Source organism: Paenibacillus diazotrophicus, from assembly GCF_042610465.1.
This window is the reverse complement of the sequence record NZ_JBGJZN010000004.1, coordinates 372,601-387,843: the sequence shown is the minus strand read 5'-3', so window position 1 is coordinate 387,843 and position 15,243 is coordinate 372,601. Positions and strand designations below refer to the sequence as shown.

The window sequence follows — 15,243 nt, the reverse complement described above, 5'->3', positions numbered from 1 at the left end:
TTAATCTCCCAGCTTAATAGAACGCGAAGTTTTGGCACTGTTCTCTATCCTCACCTTGGATTCTACTGAAATATCCAGTTTTGCGAATTCGTTATCCCATTGGTCACGAAGCTTGGTCCAGACCTTTGGAAGATGTTCATGAATAATTTCCCCGTACCCAAAAATATCGGCATGGTACTCCTGCTGCATTTTTCGTATGACGGACTCGATGTTCTGCTGAAGGTCCCTACCCGCACGCTCTTCAATGCTACTAATGCCACCGCTGCCCGAGAGGCCTTCTGTAGTCATGACCTCATCGAGGCCGGTACGTGTGAGCGTTCGGACCTGTAGGGTCAGTTTACCGTTCTCCAGCTTTGGCACCACCTTTGTTCTGCTCGATAATATCTCCAAAGAGTAGGTGGGAACCCCGTGTATATCATTCACTGCAAGTACACCCCCCTTAATACCGTCTTTGGCAAACAGCATATGCTTGGTCTCTTTCCCATTCAGCTTGCCGATCATTTTGTCCTTTGAAAAAATAGCACACCCGTCAACACGCCCATTCTTCTGTCCGTTCTGCTCATGAACGCGGACCAATGGTGCCACCGCGTGATTTCCCGAGGTTTCCATTTTGTCGATGAAATCCCATATTTCTACGGTTGGCGCAGTGCTGGTGAACTTCTCATCACGCATCATTTGCGCCAGTTCAAATGACATAATCGCTTTTGTGGTATTGTTCAGGTTCAGGATCTCCCGAGCGGTTGACTCAGTGGACACAAAGATGAACACATCAGATCTTGTTTCGGTGTCCCTGCTGTACCAATCCATGGTCTTGATTAGCCCCTCACGGGCAACTTCTTCGCTGTAAATAATCGCCTTGGCATGGCTCCAAAACAGCTTTTTACCGGTTATGGATATCATATTGCGTACAATTTCAAACATCGTATTTCCCGTAAGAGTGAGCATTTTGAATCCGGCCTGATTCTGGTCCAGCCCTCCTTTAATGTCCACCATCTCCGCCGTCAGCTGGATTTTACCGTTAGCAGCATCCTTGTCGATGGCTACTCCCGCCACAATGGACATATCATCGACCTCGGTATAATTCCAACAGCCGCTAAGGCACAGCACCAGGAATACACAGAGCAGCAGCGACAGCAATCCACGGGCTGTTCTCATCGGCTACCCGGCTTCTTCCGGGGTGCCTTCCGCTTCCTATTGCGCACGCCAATTACTGCTGGCCGAAGGTACATATCCCACCAAGGCACGCGGATCGCAGTATCTTTGATATCCTGCGGACGGATGGATCCCACACCCAACATATAGGGAACGCCGAAAGAGCGGAGACTCATCAGATGAATTACCAGGCCCAGCAGTCCAAAGAAGTACCCATAGATTCCAAGGAAGAATGCTGCTATCAATAGAATCAGACGCACGATAATCAGGGGTCCGGTAAGCCTGGGGTTGAGCAAGGTCGTAATTCCGGTAAGACCTACCACAATCACCATGGGCGCACTCACAATCCGTGCATCAACAGCCGCTTGCCCCAGCACCAGCGCCCCCACAATGCTTACCGCCTGGCCAATAGCGGTTGGAATTCTAGCGCCTGCCTCACGCAGAATTTCAAATATTGTCAGCATTATAAAGGCCTCGATAATCGTAGGAAAAGGAACGGACAGTCTGGCAGCAGCAATGCTGAGCAAAAGCAGGGTGGGAACCATTTCCTGTGCGTAGGTAACCAGAGCGACATATACTGCCGGAATACTGATGGACATGAAAGCTCCCACGACCCTTAATAACCGGTTGAAGGAGGCAAAATAATAATTGATGTAATAGTCCTCACTGGCCTGGAAATTCTCCACAAAAACATAGGGCAGCGTCAAGGCAAAGGGGCTGCCTTCAATCAGCACGGCAATACGGCCCTCCATAATCTTGCTCACAACCGCATCCGGTCGTTCTGTGCTGCCCATCGTCTCGAATGGAGAATAGGGCTCGTCACGAATCAGTTCAGCTAGATAACCAGTATCCAGGACATGGTCAATTTCTACCCGAGCAAGCCTTCCCTGCAGTTCCTCCAGAATATCCGGGGAAGCCAGGCTCTCCATATAGCAGATGCAAATCTGTGTCTTGGACCTTGTCCCGATGTGACTAAAAACAAACTTCAGATCCGAATTCTGGACTCTCCGGCGAATTAGAGTTAAATTAACAATCAGCGACTCTGTGAAGCCTTCTCTTGGACCCCGAACCGCCTTTTCTGTCACAGGCTCTTCTATTGCACGTGTCTGCCAGCCTTGGGCATTAATAATCAGCGCACCGGTATACCCGTCCAGAAGAAATACTGTTTTGCCTCCGACAACAGCTCCTGTTAGTTCATCTAGCTCCGTAGAAACCATAATGTCACTGATATTTATAATCTCCGTGCGGATTTTCTCGATCAGCTCAGCCGGATTCCCATGGTCTTCTTCCTTGAACGGATAAGCCATTACAGGCTTCGTAATCCCATTCTGTATTAGATCCCTGTCGGTCATTCCATCTAGATAGATCAGTCCGCACCTCACAGGAGCTCCATGATTATTCTCGATAACCCGTACCCGAAGCGTCCCATCATTGTTGAATACCTGCCGGAACAGAGCCACATTGCTGTCCAGCGAGGGACTAAGCGGCTGGTTGGAGTCTATTTTGGAGGCAGCCTGTCTATTTCCCAGGGCAGCGTCTGTATTCCTCACAGCAGTCACTCCTGTCACAATTGTTTTGATCAGATTATCCCCCGACTTTGGTTCTCCTATTCGCCATAATTATACTGTCCAGGAAATAGACCTCTTAGCTTTACAACAAAACCCGCAATGCTCTTTAGGAGCATCACGGGCCTCATTGTTCTGCTATAATTTAAGTGAATCCACTCTACCGTTTGTACAAAAAGGAGTTCCTGCATGACACCATTCACACAAAAGGTTATTACCGTTATCCGCTCCATTCCCGAAGGGTATGTTATGACCTACGGGGAGATCGCAAGGGCTGCCGGTAGCCCGAGAGGGGCCAGACAGGTCGTCCGCATCCTTCATTCTATGAGCCGCAAGTATAAGCTTCCCTGGCACAGAGTAGTCAATGTCAAAGGGGAAATCGCCCTGACTGATGACGAGTCAGGCTCTCTGCAGCGGCTATATTTGCAGGGAGAAGGTATTATTTTTGATGCAAAGGGATTGATCGACCTTCAGCGTTACCAGTATCACCCGAAGTCTGAGGATGATCTTCTGCCGCCATTGGAATAAGGCCGGTCACTTCCTCTGCCCAGCACATTCAGCAGGCAATACATTGTTGCATAAATAGCCAGCAGCACACAGGCAATGAACAAGCTGAAAAAGACCGACTGCCTGTTCAGGCTATCGACAACAAGCTGGTATAGCTGATGCCGATCAGTGAGCACATCCCAGCTGTTCAGACGATACACCCGTCCAAGCAGGACGCCATAACCACCAAGCGCACAGGCAAACACCACAAAAACCCAGGAAAGCAGCAGATTGCTTTTCCGGTAAATCACGGCCTGGAATTGGTACAGAGAGAAGAAACCGGTCAGCCAGCCGCTCCAAGTGAACAGAAGCAGTGTAATCAGATCATACCAGTAGCGGCTCTGGATCGTCCCACCGATGAAATACAAATTCTTGCGGACCGTCAAATGCACCAGATCCGTCATGATATATGGCGCGTTCGGAAAAAACAGCAGCCAGGCAATGCCGAGCGGAAGCACCAGCAATCCGCCGATTTTCCTTTTGTCCAGCTCATGTGCTGCCATAGAGAACACGAATGGAAGCCAAGCCAGAAACAAATTCCAGATTAGAAACTTGTAGAAGGTATCTGTACGCTGCGATACTACGCCGTAGACCGCCAGGGTGGCAAGGGACAGTCCTGCCAAAAGCAGAAACACCTTGATATAATTCAATTCCTTCATGAGCGGGTAATCTCCTTATCCGTATGAAATTCGCTAACCGTCTATCTGTAATTGTACAAATATTTCTAGGTATTGTACAAATCTAGGCGGTGGGCGCATTCAAAGGCAGAACTAAACATAAATAGCGCTTCTCCAAATGACCGGAGAAGCGCTATTTATGCTGGCTTATGAATGTTGCAGAAGCGGGCTACAATTCACCGCTCAATTTGCGCGCTACAGCTGGCACGCGCCCTTTGAAGGCACTGCGCCCAGTAGCTTCGTCCAGTCCGGCAAAAGCGGCGCATTCCCGGAATGCAGCATGCCGGCAGCCCAGACATTTATTATAATTAATGACCTTAAGGGCATCATTGATTGCCTCTCCGGTATGCTCATAGAACTGCGTGGCTCCGATTCTGTCATACAGCCCGGTCTTCTTAAGCAGCTCCAGCGGCTGAGATTGAATGCCTGAGATCATCAGGCAGCCGCCATCCTCGTGTAGTTCCTTCACCAGTTCAGCAAGATTGGCTTCACCGGTGGTGTCAATAAACGGCACTTTGCCCATCCTCAGCAAAATCACTTTTGGCTTATCGGGTCCGAAGCCCGGCATCGTATTCTCGAACCGGTAAGCTGCTCCGAAGAACAGCGGCCCTTCCACATTATAAATACCGATCTGCGGACAATCGTGGCTGTCCGTGACCATATGTGCTCCGACCTTCACGGAGTCCGGGTCAGGCAGTACCTTGGACACCAGATGGACCTCGCCCATCCGTTTGACGAACAAGACCACAGCCAGCACCAGTCCAACCTCAACCGCGACGGTCAAGTCGGCAAAGACGGTCAACAGAAATGTAATGAACAACACCAGCGAGTCTCCGGTCTTCAGCTTAAGCAGATGAAGGAATTCTTTGCGTTCGCTCATATTCCAGGCAACGACCATCAGGATCGGTGCCATCGCGGCCAGCGGAATACTCGATGCATAGGGAGCAAACAGCAGCAGAATGAGGAATACCACTACACCATGGATCACACCTGACAAGGGGGAAGCGGCGCCGCTCTTGATATTGGTAGCAGTCCGGGCAATCGCGCCGGTAGCCGGAATCCCGCCGAATAGAGGCGCGGCAATATTGGCAACCCCTTGCCCGATCAGTTCGCGGTTGCTGTTGTGGCGGCTGCCCGACATGCCGTCTGCCACCACTGCGGACAACAGAGACTCAATAGCGCCGAGCATAGCAATGACAAAGGCCGGCCGAAGCAGAAGCCTAATCCGCTCCCAGGTTATGACCGGGAAGTGGAAGCTCGGCAGCGTATTCGGTATGTCCCCGTAAGCAGAGCCGATTGTAGTCACTTTGCCGCTGAAGAACAGCGCGGCTATGATAGTTGCACAGAGCAGTCCGACCAGTGCCCCTGGCACTTTAGGCGCAAACCGCATGCCCAGCACAAGCACAGCCAGACAAATGGCCGCCGTAAGAATACTGTACAGATTAATCGTGGAAATATGCAGGCCGATCTCCTTCATGTTGTCCACAAAGCTCTCATGCCGCTTCATATCCTTCAGACCCAGGAAGCTCGCGATCTGACCCGTGAAGATAATGACGGCGATTCCTGCAGTGAATCCGATCGTTACAGGCTTGGGGATGAACTTGATCAGTACCCCCAGCCGCAACAGGCCCATGAGGACTAGTATGACTCCGGCCATCATTCCGGCAAGCAGCAGGTTCTCATAGCCATACTGCATGGCAATGGCGAATAAAATAGGAATAAACGCACCCGTAGGCCCGCCGATCTGAAACTTTGAACCACCGAACAAAGAGATTAAAATCCCTGCCACAATAGTTGTATAGATTCCGTACTCTGGCTTTACACCCGAGGCAATAGCAAATGCCATCCCCAGAGGGATAGCAATGACACCAACAATAACCCCTGAAAGGAGATCCTTACGCAGCGAAGCAATAGTATAGCCTTTAAAACGGCCCCACCCAGTCATCCTATAACCTTCTTTTCTCTAAATATCTGATTATTTGAATATAAGAGCAACATTACTCCTGCATGCCTCTCTTGTCAACGGGAAATCCGCCCAGGAGGCCTATGGGTTATTCGCTGCGGATCCCTTCCAGGAGGGAGATCGCATTCACCAGATGATTGTCGAATATTTGTTTGGCTACGGCCAGAAGGTCTTTGATCAAGGGATCACGGAGGGAGTAAATCACCGTTGTACCTTCTTTTACACTGGCTACCACATTCTTGGCGCGGAGCACGGCAAGCTGCTGGGATACGGCTGATCCTTCGGACCCTAGAATGGCCTGGAGCTCGTTCACGTTCTTCTCGCCTTCGCTTAGCAGCTCCAGAATACGAATCCGCATCGGATGAGCCAGCGCCTTAAAAAATTCCGTCTTGAATTGCTGAATTTCGCTGTTCATTGAACCTCTGCTCCTCATAGCTTACTTCTTGTTTATTATTTATCTTAGCCTATTTAGCCAAGAGTGGCTATGCCGATGGGAGAATTTGATAATCCATATTCACAGAAAGAACGGATACAAGCGAATCTCCCGCGTTCTAACCTCCACCAGGCTGCCCAGCGCCATCGGCTCGCCGAGGCTTTCGAACATCACCAGATCCCCATCCAGCTTCAGGCAGCCGGTCCCGTCCTCCTCGATATTGTCCAGCACACCGGTGAGTACCACCACATCGCCTTCCAGACGGATGCCCTGCTCTCCTCCCTCTGCCGGAACGATGTCCACCCAGCGCATAAGCAGTTCCGGAAGTTCGAATTCCACCACAGCCATGTCACCCGGTTTCACCGGAGTCCCGCACCAGATCCCCCTACCCTCTCCGGCATCCGCCTCAAAATAAACCTCGTCCTTCTTCAGCCCAGTCTTCTGTATTTTGATATTCATCGCAATGGCTCCATTTGCTAGGATTTACTGCATATTATACATGACATCTGCATGGCTGCGCGATCAGGTATAATTCCGGGTTGCTTTATTCACATAAGTACTGGGGTGCATCCACGGGTGCTTGAAGAATTCCTTCTTGTCAGTGATCTTGCGTGATACACCGAGGTCATAATCGATCATAGCTTTTACTTTTGCAGCAAAGGCCTCCCCCTTCACTAGAAGACCCAGCTCAAAATCGTGGCAGGCGCTTCTTTCATTGATATTATACGAGCCGTGGAAGACCGCGTGTGATCTGTGGTCATAGGTGATTTTCCAATGGGAAAAGCGTTCTGTGGCACTGTAGTCATAAAAAGACACCCCGTTGCAAAAAGGCACAAACATATTGCTGCGCACAGCCGCACGGTTGGTGGGATGATCATTGACTTCCAGCGGATTGCAGATCGCAAGATGGCAGGAGCACTCCGGTCCGAGCTCGTTCAGCCGGTCCCAGAAGGCCTGGTCAATCAGATACGGGTTCACAATGACTGTCTCATCAGCGGCGTACGTGATCAGATCCAGATAATATTGCTGAATCAGATTGACCGGGTTTCCTGGAAAACTTACAAACAGCGTACATTCCTCTGAGCCGAAATCCGTGTTTCCCTCAGGAAGATAAAAGGTTTCCCCGGGATCAAAAAAATCTCCTCTGAGCAGAAGCCATCTGGACCGGAACACGTCATTCAGCGGCAAGGCAGCAGCTCCCCGAATGCGAAAACAACCGTCATGCCATTCCTCCTCCCGGACCGGAACCCCCATCGGACGCCCGTCTACCTGAACAGAGGCTGAAGCCTCAATCGGTGTAGCAAACGTATACTGATCTCCAATATTCAGACTGCCCACAATAGAGGTAATTCCGTCGATAATCATGAATTTGCGGTGGTCAATCACATTCAGCCCCGTAACCTCAACGTCCTCCTGTACTTTATCCTGCAGGAAAAGGATACTCTCGGGTACACCCTGAGCCTTCAATTCGGCCCGTCTTCTGCTCCACTCTATAGCCGAATAATAGGAGTGGAAGGTATCCTTCAGCTTCGCTCCCGCATTCTCCAGCCTGTCGGAGATTTCCTGGAACCGTCCCACCTCCAGGTTATGTCCATACCCAAGTGCGGTGACGGTGTAATTCACCATGATCCGGACCTGAACCCCGCGCTCCAGCGCACGCTGCAGCTCATCCGCAATCCGGTTGCCCGAATCATCATTAAAAAACAGCATTACGGACAGATGAATATAACGCCGGGCTTGGGCGATCTCTTCAAGAAGCATTTCCAGACACTGCGGGCCATTCACATAAGCATCTACCTGGTTATTACGGGTAGTCCGCGGAGCCAGTGCCCTGAGCTTGCCAGAATCCAGCCGGCTGATCTCTGCAGCCAGCTGTTCAAGCAGCTCCTTACTGAAGCCCGGCAATTCAGTAAGCTGCCGGAGCTCTGTGATGACACCACCAATGGCCTGGCGGTATGCGCGGGCAGCGCCTCCTTCCAGAGCTGCAGCAATTAGGGACGATACCCGTTCCGACGGGTCAGCAACAGCCTTCAGTGATCCGCCCGAGATATAATAATTCACAAAATCTATAACATCCTGCTGAAGCTCTTGATCCCATTCGCTGAGAGATATTCTGGAATTGCTATGTACTTTCTTCATTGGCATGTCCTCCCAAACCGTTGTCAGGCCTAATCAGGCTAAGGTTAGATACCCCGGATGGCCCGTCTATAAACCTCACGCGCTTGAAGATTCACTTTTCCTTTTCTCCGGAAATAAACAAACAGGGACGTATCAATAGCCGTGCGGCTCTTGATACGTCCCCTTGCTTCTTAGGAATTAGAATCAACCGGTTCCGGGCGCCAACACCACATGCGCTTCATCCAGCGGCAGAACCCTCCGGTTGCGGATTATTTACCTGCAGGTTCTCCGGTGAACACCTTAACGTCCAGCGGAGCGGTCAGGAACTCAGGCGCTTTCGCTGCAAACCCTGTGAAGTGAGCACTTGTATTATGGCTGGCTACAGCTTCCATATCACGCCAGGTTTCCACCATGATATAGGTATTATCCTGTTCGATATGATTGTACAGCTCATACGAAAGGTTGCCTTCTTCTGTATGAGTTGCAGCTAACAGCTGTTTCGCCTCAGCCAGGAACTTTTCCTTAAAAGCGGGATTTACTTGCATTACAGCATGAATAATAATCATTGGTTAGTCCTCCTAAAAGTTTTGTGAGCTTACGCTCTTATTTCCACTGGGCAATAGTGTCGATAGGCAGACGGACGGAAGCATAACCTTCTTCCGCGGCTTTGCCGATGGAGATGAGCATGACTGGAACATAGCGCTCTTTGTCCATACCGAAGACTTCGGCAATCTGGTCTTTCTCGAAGCCGCCAATGGCGTTGGTGTCATAGCCGTGCGCACGTGCTGCCAGCATCAGCTGCATGGAGACAAGGCCCCCGTCAATCATAATGGTCTCTCTGTTGATATCTGCAGGCAGCTTCGCGAAATGCGCTCCCAGTGCAGCAAGCTGTCTTTCTTTTACTTCAGCAGGCATCAGTCCGCGCTCTACAGCAGTGCCATAAATTTCTTCGGCATAATCGAAATTGTTCATATCCCCGAACACAGCAATCATGGCTGCCGAGGTCTCTACCTGAAGCTGGTTGAACTTAGCGATCGGCGCGAGCTTAGCTTTGCCTTCCGCACTTTCGATGACAAGAAACCGCCAAGGCTGCATGTTCACCGAGGAAGGTGCCAGCGTAGCTTCAGTTAGGATTTCGGTCATTTCTTCTTTGGAAATTTTGACAGAGGTGTCGTATTTACGGATGGAGCGGCGGCCTGAAATAATACTTGTGAAATCATTAGTTCTGGTTGTGTTCATGAATAATAAACTCCTTTGATAGTTGGATTGGATTATAGGATACAGCTACAGCAAACTGATATTATACTGGAGCCGGATAAGCATATCTGCGAGCAAAGCGCGCTCTTGTTCATCAAAACCGGAGAGCAGACTGCCAATGAAGCGGCTTCTCTCTTCCTTGTAAGTACGGATTTTGTCTCTTCCCTGCGCAGTCAGCGAGACCAGCGTCACTCTGTTGTCATCGGGATTGTTCCGGCGGGAGATCATGCCGTTCTCCTCCAGCCCCTTAAGGTGGCGGGTGACGGCCGCAGCATCGATATCCACTTGTTTTTGCAGTGAAATCTGGCTGATCTCAGTAACCTGAAACAGCTCATGGAGCAAACGGAGACGGGTGGGACTAATGCCCGCACAGCGTTCAAAGGTAGGTGTAATGGCTTTGTTCAGCGCCTGCAATCGTTCAAAGATGCGGTCTTCCTCTGGCAGATGTCCAGTCAAGATTAACCCCCTAACACAAATAGATTGCGCAAAACCTTTTTGACATTCATCACTTTACACCTTTATCATTGACCCGTCAACTAATATTTTAAAATGTCTATCTACCTTGCCCCGGCGACCGCTTACCCGTAGAATCAAAAGTGTACCGCTCCACAAAGAAGGAGGCCAACTTCATGATCATCTCCCTGCTTCAGCTGGATATAGCATTTGGCAAACCCCAGGTAAATTATGCTGCCGCAGAACGTAAAATCCGTGAAGCCGCAGCTCTGGGGACGGATGTTGTGATTCTTCCCGAATTATGGACGACCGGCTATGATCTGAACCGGCTTGCAGAAATTGCCGATCCTGAGGGGAATGCGACAAAGGCTTTGATGTCAGGACTGGCCCGCGAGCTCGGCATCCATATTGTAGCCGGCTCCGTCGCCAGCAAGAACAGCAGCGGCATTACCAACACCATGTATGTGTTCAACCGGACCGGAGCGCTCGCCGGGGAATACAGCAAACTTCATCTGTTCCGCCTTATGGACGAGCACTTATATCTTCATCCCGGAGAAGCCAAGGGTCTGTTCACCCTGGACGGAACCCGCTGTGCCGGCCTGATCTGCTACGATATCCGCTTCCCCGAATGGGTCCGTACCCATACAGCGCTTGGTGCCGAAGTGCTGTTCATCTGTGCCGAATGGCCGCTGCCGAGGCTTGCACACTGGCGGGCGCTCCTGATCAGCCGGGCGATTGAGAATCAATGTTATGTCGTTGCCTGCAACCGCACAGGAAAAGACCCCGCGAACACCTTTGCGGGCCATTCGCTGATCATTGATCCCTGGGGCGATATCGTCTGCGAAGCCTCGGAAGGCGAGGAAATTCTGAGGGGAAAGATCGATTTGCACAGGGTGCAGGAGATTCGGGCGCAGATTCCGATCTTCACAGACCGGAGGCCTGAGCTGTACCGGTAATCCAAGAATGTGGCTGGCCATCTATTACGACACGTTCATATATTGCCAAAAAAGTGCCGCAGCTGCTGAATCTATCAGTAGCTGCGGCACTTATGGGTTTGCCGGTGATGCTCCAGCACACCGGTTATGGTCCGGGCCGGTTCGCCTGGCCCGGCTAGGGTACAGCTTAGCGGGTGTAGCGTTCACGCAGCACCCGCGCCGCCTCCAGTACACGGGTATCTGTGTACTGGAGGTTATACCCTGCCGCCGCCAGCCCGGCGGCAGGCTGAAGCTTGACGCCGCGGCGGGCCAGGGCCTGGCGGAACCCTTCGGCGAACACGTCCGCCGAAGCCGGTCCGCCAAGCTCGGCGAGCGCGGCCAGGGTCTGCGGGATGACGCGCGGATAGTCCAGCGCGTCATCGCCATCCGCGGCGGTCTCATAGAAGCCGCGGATCCACTGCCCGCGCTCCCGCCCGGAGCCGGAGACGATCACGAACGCGTGCACGAAGTACGCGCTGCTCTGCCTCCGCTGGGCGATGCCGCAGAATTTGCGGCCGCCGATGGCCAGATCGAAGTCACCGGGGCAATACGACCCGGTGACTTCCCCTGCCCGGATCTGAGCCGCTGCCTGCGGATGGCTGACTGCGACGGCTTCTGTGATCAGCGATGCCAACAGCCGGAAATCATCATGAAAGTCCAGCTTGCCCGGACGTTTGCGAAGCAGCAGCGATACGTTGACGATGCCGGCATCCAGCGGCACAGCCGCGCCGCCGGAGTGGCGGACCGCTGTGCGGAAGCCCTGACGTTCCAGCGCGGCCATAGCTTCAGTTGCCCGGGGCAACCTGCTGTCCCGCAGGCCAAGTGCCACTCCGCCTGGATGGCTCCAGAGATGAACAGACGGCGGAACGAGGCCTGCCCCCACATCCCGGCAGAGCGTCTCCTCGAACGCAAACGGGAGCAGCATATCACCGGCAACCGCCTCAGCCGTCGCCTGCATCGCCTTAGTTTCTTCTGCATCTGCTATCCTTCCGGATGCTGCGATATCCGGCGATGCTTCCCCTCCCGCCAAGTGCTCAAAGAGTGCCATAACCGGCGGAAGTAAACCCTCAGCCGCTTGTCCGGAAGATGGCTCCTGTAACGGCACTGGACCCCGATCTTGTTTCACTTGCTTCTGAATTTGTCCGGGCTGAGACTTACGGGACTGCTCTTGCCCAAGTGCCTGCTCCTCCACTTGCCCTTGCTCCTCTAATTGCCCAAGTACTTGCCCATGCGTTTGCTTGTTGTATTCCCCGCTCATTCATAATCCCTCCGCTGACCATCGCTTTGCTCTTTTGCGTAATTACAACATCTACGTACACTGGCTTCCTGCAGGCTGCCGTCGAACCATCCGTTTTCCTGTACCTTTTTATGATACTGGCAATATTCCCATTGTAACCGATCTGAAGTGCAGGAGCGAAACTATGGGCTGTAGCCTGAATTTGAAAAAGCAGGATGATAGCGTTATCCTTAGGATATAGAAGAACAATCGTCCCGCACCAAGCTCATGCTACACACAACCCTTAAGGAGTGAAGCCGCATGACTGACCTGCTAACAGTGAAGGATCGGCCCATCAGTAAAGCCAGGCAATGGGAGCTGGCATTGAACAAGCTGTATATCAATTTCCGTGACTATAGCAAAGATGCACTGAAGAAGTTCGATGATGAAGATATCCATCAGGCCAGAGTGAACTGCCGCAAACTGCTGACGCTATTGTCCATTCTGGACCCGGAGCATGGGGTTACAGAGAATCTGTACAGCACCTTCAAGAAGTCGCAAAAAAGGCTAGGCAAGGTTAGAGACGCCGACGTGCTGATTGAATCCTTCAAGGATAGACGGAAGCAGGCTAAGGAAGCCGGAGCAACCAAAACAGCCAAGCTGCTCAAGGCAGTGATCCTGTACCAGAACACGGAACGTAAGAAATACCGCAAGAAGCTGGCCCGAACACTGCCCAAGCTTAGCGGCATAACACTGGACGCCGAGTGGGAGGCATTCCTTAGCAGCGATCTTGAAGCACTGGCGGCCAAAAGAGATCCGAATGTCGTCATGCGTGAGCTTGAGGTCGCCTTCGAGCAGAAGAAAAAAACCTGCAAAACCTTGTTTAAGGGTCCTGAGGCCGAATCCAAGGAGGCTTTCGATGCGCTGCACGAGCTGCGGATTGCCGCCAAGGAATTGCGTTATACCGCTGATGCGGCTTCCTTTGCGCTTAACCAGAAATTTCACGCCCATGAGGAAATCTACAAAGAAATCCAGGAGCAGCTCGGCGCTATCAACGATAAACGGGGCTGGCTGGAAGTGATCCAATCCATTGGCCGTGATGAGCTGAAGGTTGGCCGTAAAGTATGGACTGAATTCACGGACAACCTGAGTGCTGAAGTGCTCGAAGCGCTGCATCATAATGAAGTAGTTCCGTTTCCGTTGAACTCGAAATAACTGTTCTTCTTTGCATTCATAATCCCGTCCCCTATCAAAAAGGCAGGAAGCCATGTATCATACGGCTTCCTGCCTTTCCTTATTTATCGTCTATTCGCATTCGCTGCGGTAAATTTGTCCAGCACACCCTGATAGACCGATTTCGGACGCAGTCCCACCAACTTTTCCATAGGCTGCCCGTCGTTATATACGATCACAGTTGGCAGGCCCATAACTCCCGCCTCTGCAGCCAGCTCGGGCAATTCATCGCAATCCACTTTGAGAATCGTGATATTGCCGCCATATTCCTCATCCAGCTCCTCCAGGATCGGCAAAAGACCCCGGCATGGTGCGCACCACGGCGCTCCGTAATCTACCAGTATGGTTCCGCCTTCCTGAAGTTGTCTCCGCACAGTATCGGCTTGCCCTGCATGAATAATCGTCATAGTTCACTCCTCCTTGTCAGCCTGTGAATCCTTTCAGGTCACTCTGATTCCTGCTGCTCCTGCTGTATGGAAGCCATCCGCTCCTCCAGATTCATCTTGATCTGGTTCAGCTGCAGGAGCTGGCGTTCAATATCTTCCAGCTTGCTGCGGTACAGCGGCATTACTTCTGCACAGAAAGCTTCTTTTTTCTTCAGTACACAATTCAAGAAGCCGGCGATTTCCTCGGTCGACAAGCCCAGATTCAAATACAGTTTGATCGTCTCCACGGTCTCCACGGCCAAGATCGAATACTCGCGGTATCCATTGGCCTGGCGGAGCGGAGTGATCAAGCCCTGGCGTTCATAATATCGCAGAGAACGGATGCTGACACCCGTCCGCGCTGCAAGCTCACCTATTTTCATGGTATGTTCTCCCCGGGGTTCATGAGAAATGGTCTGACCTTAGTATAAACCCTGACACTAGTGTCAGGGTCAAGGCTTTTATTACCGGTAAGTCGCCAAACACCCAAAAAGAAAAAACCAACAGAAGCCTCCGCTGGTTTTCACACTATAATTCCCTATGAGTTCCTTTAAGTAAAATCAAGCACTACAGCAACCCTGCCGCCCATAGACCGCCTCTTGTAATCATCTGCCGGAACGGCTCTACCGAAAAGGAAGGAAGATGATGACCCGGCATCAGATAGACTACACGTCCCATCCCAAATTCATGGCACCAGGCTGCCGCATGATTGGTCCCCTCATGGGAATACTCGGCCAGAACCGTTGTGTCAAAATGGGGCTGCATATCAAAATAATACGGCTCGTCCTCGATCACAAAGTCAGTAATGCCCTGCATGATCGGATGCCCCGTTGCCGGAACGGTCATATGAAGCTCGGTGTAGGCCGGATGATGTGTGAAATGCGCTCCCAGCATCACACCCAGCTCCTGGTTACGCTGCAGTGAAATCCCGTTATGCACCACCAGCAGTCCGCCGCCGTTTGCTACGTAGGAGAGCAAAGCCCCGCTTTGTTCAGGAGCTATTTTGTCGTCAGAAAATTCTATATACGCTATCACAAGCTTGTAATCTGATAGGCTGACCGAATTCAGCAATGAATAATCTTCCGTAGATTTCACCTCCAGCTTTCCGGCAAACAGCTCCTCAAATACACGGTCAACGCCGGAGAATGGATGATATTTAACCGCTGAATAACTTCCCAGTGCAAGTGCCTTCCATTCTGTCATTTGTCATCCACGCCTTTCTCTTAGCAAG

General features: G+C 51.6%; 17 protein-coding genes. 3 read left to right on the top strand and 14 right to left on the bottom strand.

The window, feature by feature from the left end; translation table 11 throughout:
• On the bottom strand, window positions 1-1,155 hold the full coding sequence (locus ACAN54_RS18635) for a Ger(x)C family spore germination protein (protein ID WP_379158508.1): 1,155 nt from the start codon (window positions 1,153-1,155) through the stop codon (window positions 1-3).
• Entirely contained in the window at window positions 1,152-2,702 is a 1,551-nt protein-coding gene (locus tag ACAN54_RS18630) for a spore germination protein (RefSeq protein WP_379158505.1), read from the bottom strand. The genes ACAN54_RS18635 and ACAN54_RS18630 overlap by 4 nt, the downstream gene beginning before the upstream one ends.
• Before the next feature lie 204 nt (window positions 2,703-2,906).
• Between ACAN54_RS18630 and ACAN54_RS18625 the strand changes: the two genes are divergently transcribed.
• Window positions 2,907-3,245, top strand: coding sequence for an MGMT family protein (locus ACAN54_RS18625; protein WP_379158502.1), 339 nt, complete (start codon window positions 2,907-2,909; stop codon window positions 3,243-3,245).
• Here the strand turns inward: ACAN54_RS18625 and ACAN54_RS18620 are convergent.
• From ACAN54_RS18620 to ACAN54_RS18585, 8 genes are all read right to left on the bottom strand, one after another.
• Complete coding sequence (locus tag ACAN54_RS18620; protein ID WP_379158499.1) at window positions 3,203-3,922, bottom strand: DUF1361 domain-containing protein; 720 nt, start codon at window positions 3,920-3,922, stop codon at window positions 3,203-3,205. The genes ACAN54_RS18625 and ACAN54_RS18620 overlap by 43 nt on opposite strands.
• Window positions 3,923-4,109: 187 nt before the next feature.
• On the bottom strand, window positions 4,110-5,885 hold the full coding sequence (locus ACAN54_RS18615; RefSeq protein ID WP_379158497.1) for a SulP family inorganic anion transporter: 1,776 nt from the start codon (window positions 5,883-5,885) through the stop codon (window positions 4,110-4,112).
• Window positions 5,886-5,991: 106 nt separating this feature from the next.
• A complete protein-coding gene (locus tag ACAN54_RS18610; RefSeq protein ID WP_019913776.1) occupies window positions 5,992-6,318 on the bottom strand; it encodes an ArsR/SmtB family transcription factor in 327 nt (108 codons plus the stop codon).
• A gap of 99 nt (window positions 6,319-6,417) precedes the next feature.
• Window positions 6,418-6,795: a hypothetical protein gene (locus ACAN54_RS18605; RefSeq protein ID WP_379158493.1), complete on the bottom strand. Its 378-nt coding sequence runs from the start codon at window positions 6,793-6,795 to the stop codon at window positions 6,418-6,420.
• Window positions 6,796-6,858: 63 nt separating this feature from the next.
• Complete coding sequence (locus ACAN54_RS18600) at window positions 6,859-8,475, bottom strand: phospholipase D-like domain-containing protein (RefSeq protein WP_379158490.1); 1,617 nt, start codon at window positions 8,473-8,475, stop codon at window positions 6,859-6,861.
• 248 nt (window positions 8,476-8,723) lie between these two features.
• Window positions 8,724-9,020: a putative quinol monooxygenase gene (locus ACAN54_RS18595; RefSeq protein WP_379158488.1), complete on the bottom strand. Its 297-nt coding sequence runs from the start codon at window positions 9,018-9,020 to the stop codon at window positions 8,724-8,726.
• A 37-nt stretch (window positions 9,021-9,057) separates the two neighbouring features.
• Entirely contained in the window at window positions 9,058-9,693 is a 636-nt protein-coding gene (locus tag ACAN54_RS18590) for a nitroreductase family protein (RefSeq protein ID WP_379158486.1), read from the bottom strand.
• 45 nt (window positions 9,694-9,738) lie between these two features.
• The gene (locus ACAN54_RS18585; RefSeq protein ID WP_379158483.1) at window positions 9,739-10,167 is read right to left on the bottom strand and encodes a MarR family winged helix-turn-helix transcriptional regulator; all 429 of its coding nucleotides are present in this window, start codon (window positions 10,165-10,167) and stop codon (window positions 9,739-9,741) included.
• A 173-nt stretch (window positions 10,168-10,340) separates the two neighbouring features.
• Here ACAN54_RS18585 and ACAN54_RS18580 point away from each other — a divergent pair, with 173 nt between their 5' ends.
• Window positions 10,341-11,120, top strand: coding sequence for a carbon-nitrogen family hydrolase (locus ACAN54_RS18580; RefSeq protein ID WP_379158480.1), 780 nt, complete (start codon window positions 10,341-10,343; stop codon window positions 11,118-11,120).
• Between the two features lie 166 nt (window positions 11,121-11,286).
• On the opposite strand, the gene ACAN54_RS18575 is transcribed toward ACAN54_RS18580, so the two are convergent.
• Window positions 11,287-12,396, bottom strand: coding sequence for a lipoate--protein ligase family protein (locus ACAN54_RS18575; protein ID WP_379158477.1), 1,110 nt, complete (start codon window positions 12,394-12,396; stop codon window positions 11,287-11,289).
• A gap of 279 nt (window positions 12,397-12,675) precedes the next feature.
• Between ACAN54_RS18575 and ACAN54_RS18570 the strand changes: the two genes are divergently transcribed.
• Window positions 12,676-13,569: a CHAD domain-containing protein gene (locus tag ACAN54_RS18570; RefSeq protein ID WP_379158474.1), complete on the top strand. Its 894-nt coding sequence runs from the start codon at window positions 12,676-12,678 to the stop codon at window positions 13,567-13,569.
• A gap of 83 nt (window positions 13,570-13,652) precedes the next feature.
• Here ACAN54_RS18570 and ACAN54_RS18565 read toward each other — a convergent pair whose 3' ends face one another.
• The 3 genes from ACAN54_RS18565 to ACAN54_RS18555 form a co-directional block, all read right to left on the bottom strand.
• Window positions 13,653-13,994 (bottom strand): thioredoxin family protein, encoded by a 342-nt coding sequence (locus ACAN54_RS18565; RefSeq protein ID WP_379158470.1) that lies wholly within the window; start codon window positions 13,992-13,994, stop codon window positions 13,653-13,655.
• A 38-nt stretch (window positions 13,995-14,032) separates the two neighbouring features.
• A complete protein-coding gene (locus ACAN54_RS18560) occupies window positions 14,033-14,395 on the bottom strand; it encodes a MerR family transcriptional regulator (RefSeq protein WP_379158467.1) in 363 nt (120 codons plus the stop codon).
• 184 nt (window positions 14,396-14,579) lie between these two features.
• A complete protein-coding gene (locus ACAN54_RS18555) occupies window positions 14,580-15,215 on the bottom strand; it encodes a ThuA domain-containing protein (protein WP_379158464.1) in 636 nt (211 codons plus the stop codon).
• Window positions 15,216-15,243: the final 28 nt, after the last annotated feature.

Coding starts and splice junctions, on each gene's coding strand:
- ACAN54_RS18635 (WP_379158508.1), bottom strand. CDS start 1,155: ATGAGAACAGCCCGTGGATTGCTGTCGCTGCTGCTCTGTGTATTCCTG.
- ACAN54_RS18625 (WP_379158502.1), top strand. CDS start 2,907: ATGACACCATTCACACAAAAGGTTATTACCGTTATCCGCTCCATTCCC.
- ACAN54_RS18620 (WP_379158499.1), bottom strand. CDS start 3,922: ATGAAGGAATTGAATTATATCAAGGTGTTTCTGCTTTTGGCAGGACTG.
- ACAN54_RS18615 (WP_379158497.1), bottom strand. CDS start 5,885: ATGACTGGGTGGGGCCGTTTTAAAGGCTATACTATTGCTTCGCTGCGT.
- ACAN54_RS18610 (WP_019913776.1), bottom strand. CDS start 6,318: ATGAACAGCGAAATTCAGCAATTCAAGACGGAATTTTTTAAGGCGCTG.
- ACAN54_RS18605 (WP_379158493.1), bottom strand. CDS start 6,795: ATGAATATCAAAATACAGAAGACTGGGCTGAAGAAGGACGAGGTTTAT.
- ACAN54_RS18600 (WP_379158490.1), bottom strand. CDS start 8,475: ATGAAGAAAGTACATAGCAATTCCAGAATATCTCTCAGCGAATGGGAT.
- ACAN54_RS18595 (WP_379158488.1), bottom strand. CDS start 9,020: ATGATTATTATTCATGCTGTAATGCAAGTAAATCCCGCTTTTAAGGAA.
- ACAN54_RS18590 (WP_379158486.1), bottom strand. CDS start 9,693: ATGAACACAACCAGAACTAATGATTTCACAAGTATTATTTCAGGCCGC.
- ACAN54_RS18580 (WP_379158480.1), top strand. CDS start 10,341: ATGATCATCTCCCTGCTTCAGCTGGATATAGCATTTGGCAAACCCCAG.
- ACAN54_RS18575 (WP_379158477.1), bottom strand. CDS start 12,396: ATGAGCGGGGAATACAACAAGCAAACGCATGGGCAAGTACTTGGGCAA.
- ACAN54_RS18570 (WP_379158474.1), top strand. CDS start 12,676: ATGACTGACCTGCTAACAGTGAAGGATCGGCCCATCAGTAAAGCCAGG.
- ACAN54_RS18565 (WP_379158470.1), bottom strand. CDS start 13,994: ATGACGATTATTCATGCAGGGCAAGCCGATACTGTGCGGAGACAACTT.
- ACAN54_RS18560 (WP_379158467.1), bottom strand. CDS start 14,395: ATGAAAATAGGTGAGCTTGCAGCGCGGACGGGTGTCAGCATCCGTTCT.
- ACAN54_RS18555 (WP_379158464.1), bottom strand. CDS start 15,215: ATGACAGAATGGAAGGCACTTGCACTGGGAAGTTATTCAGCGGTTAAA.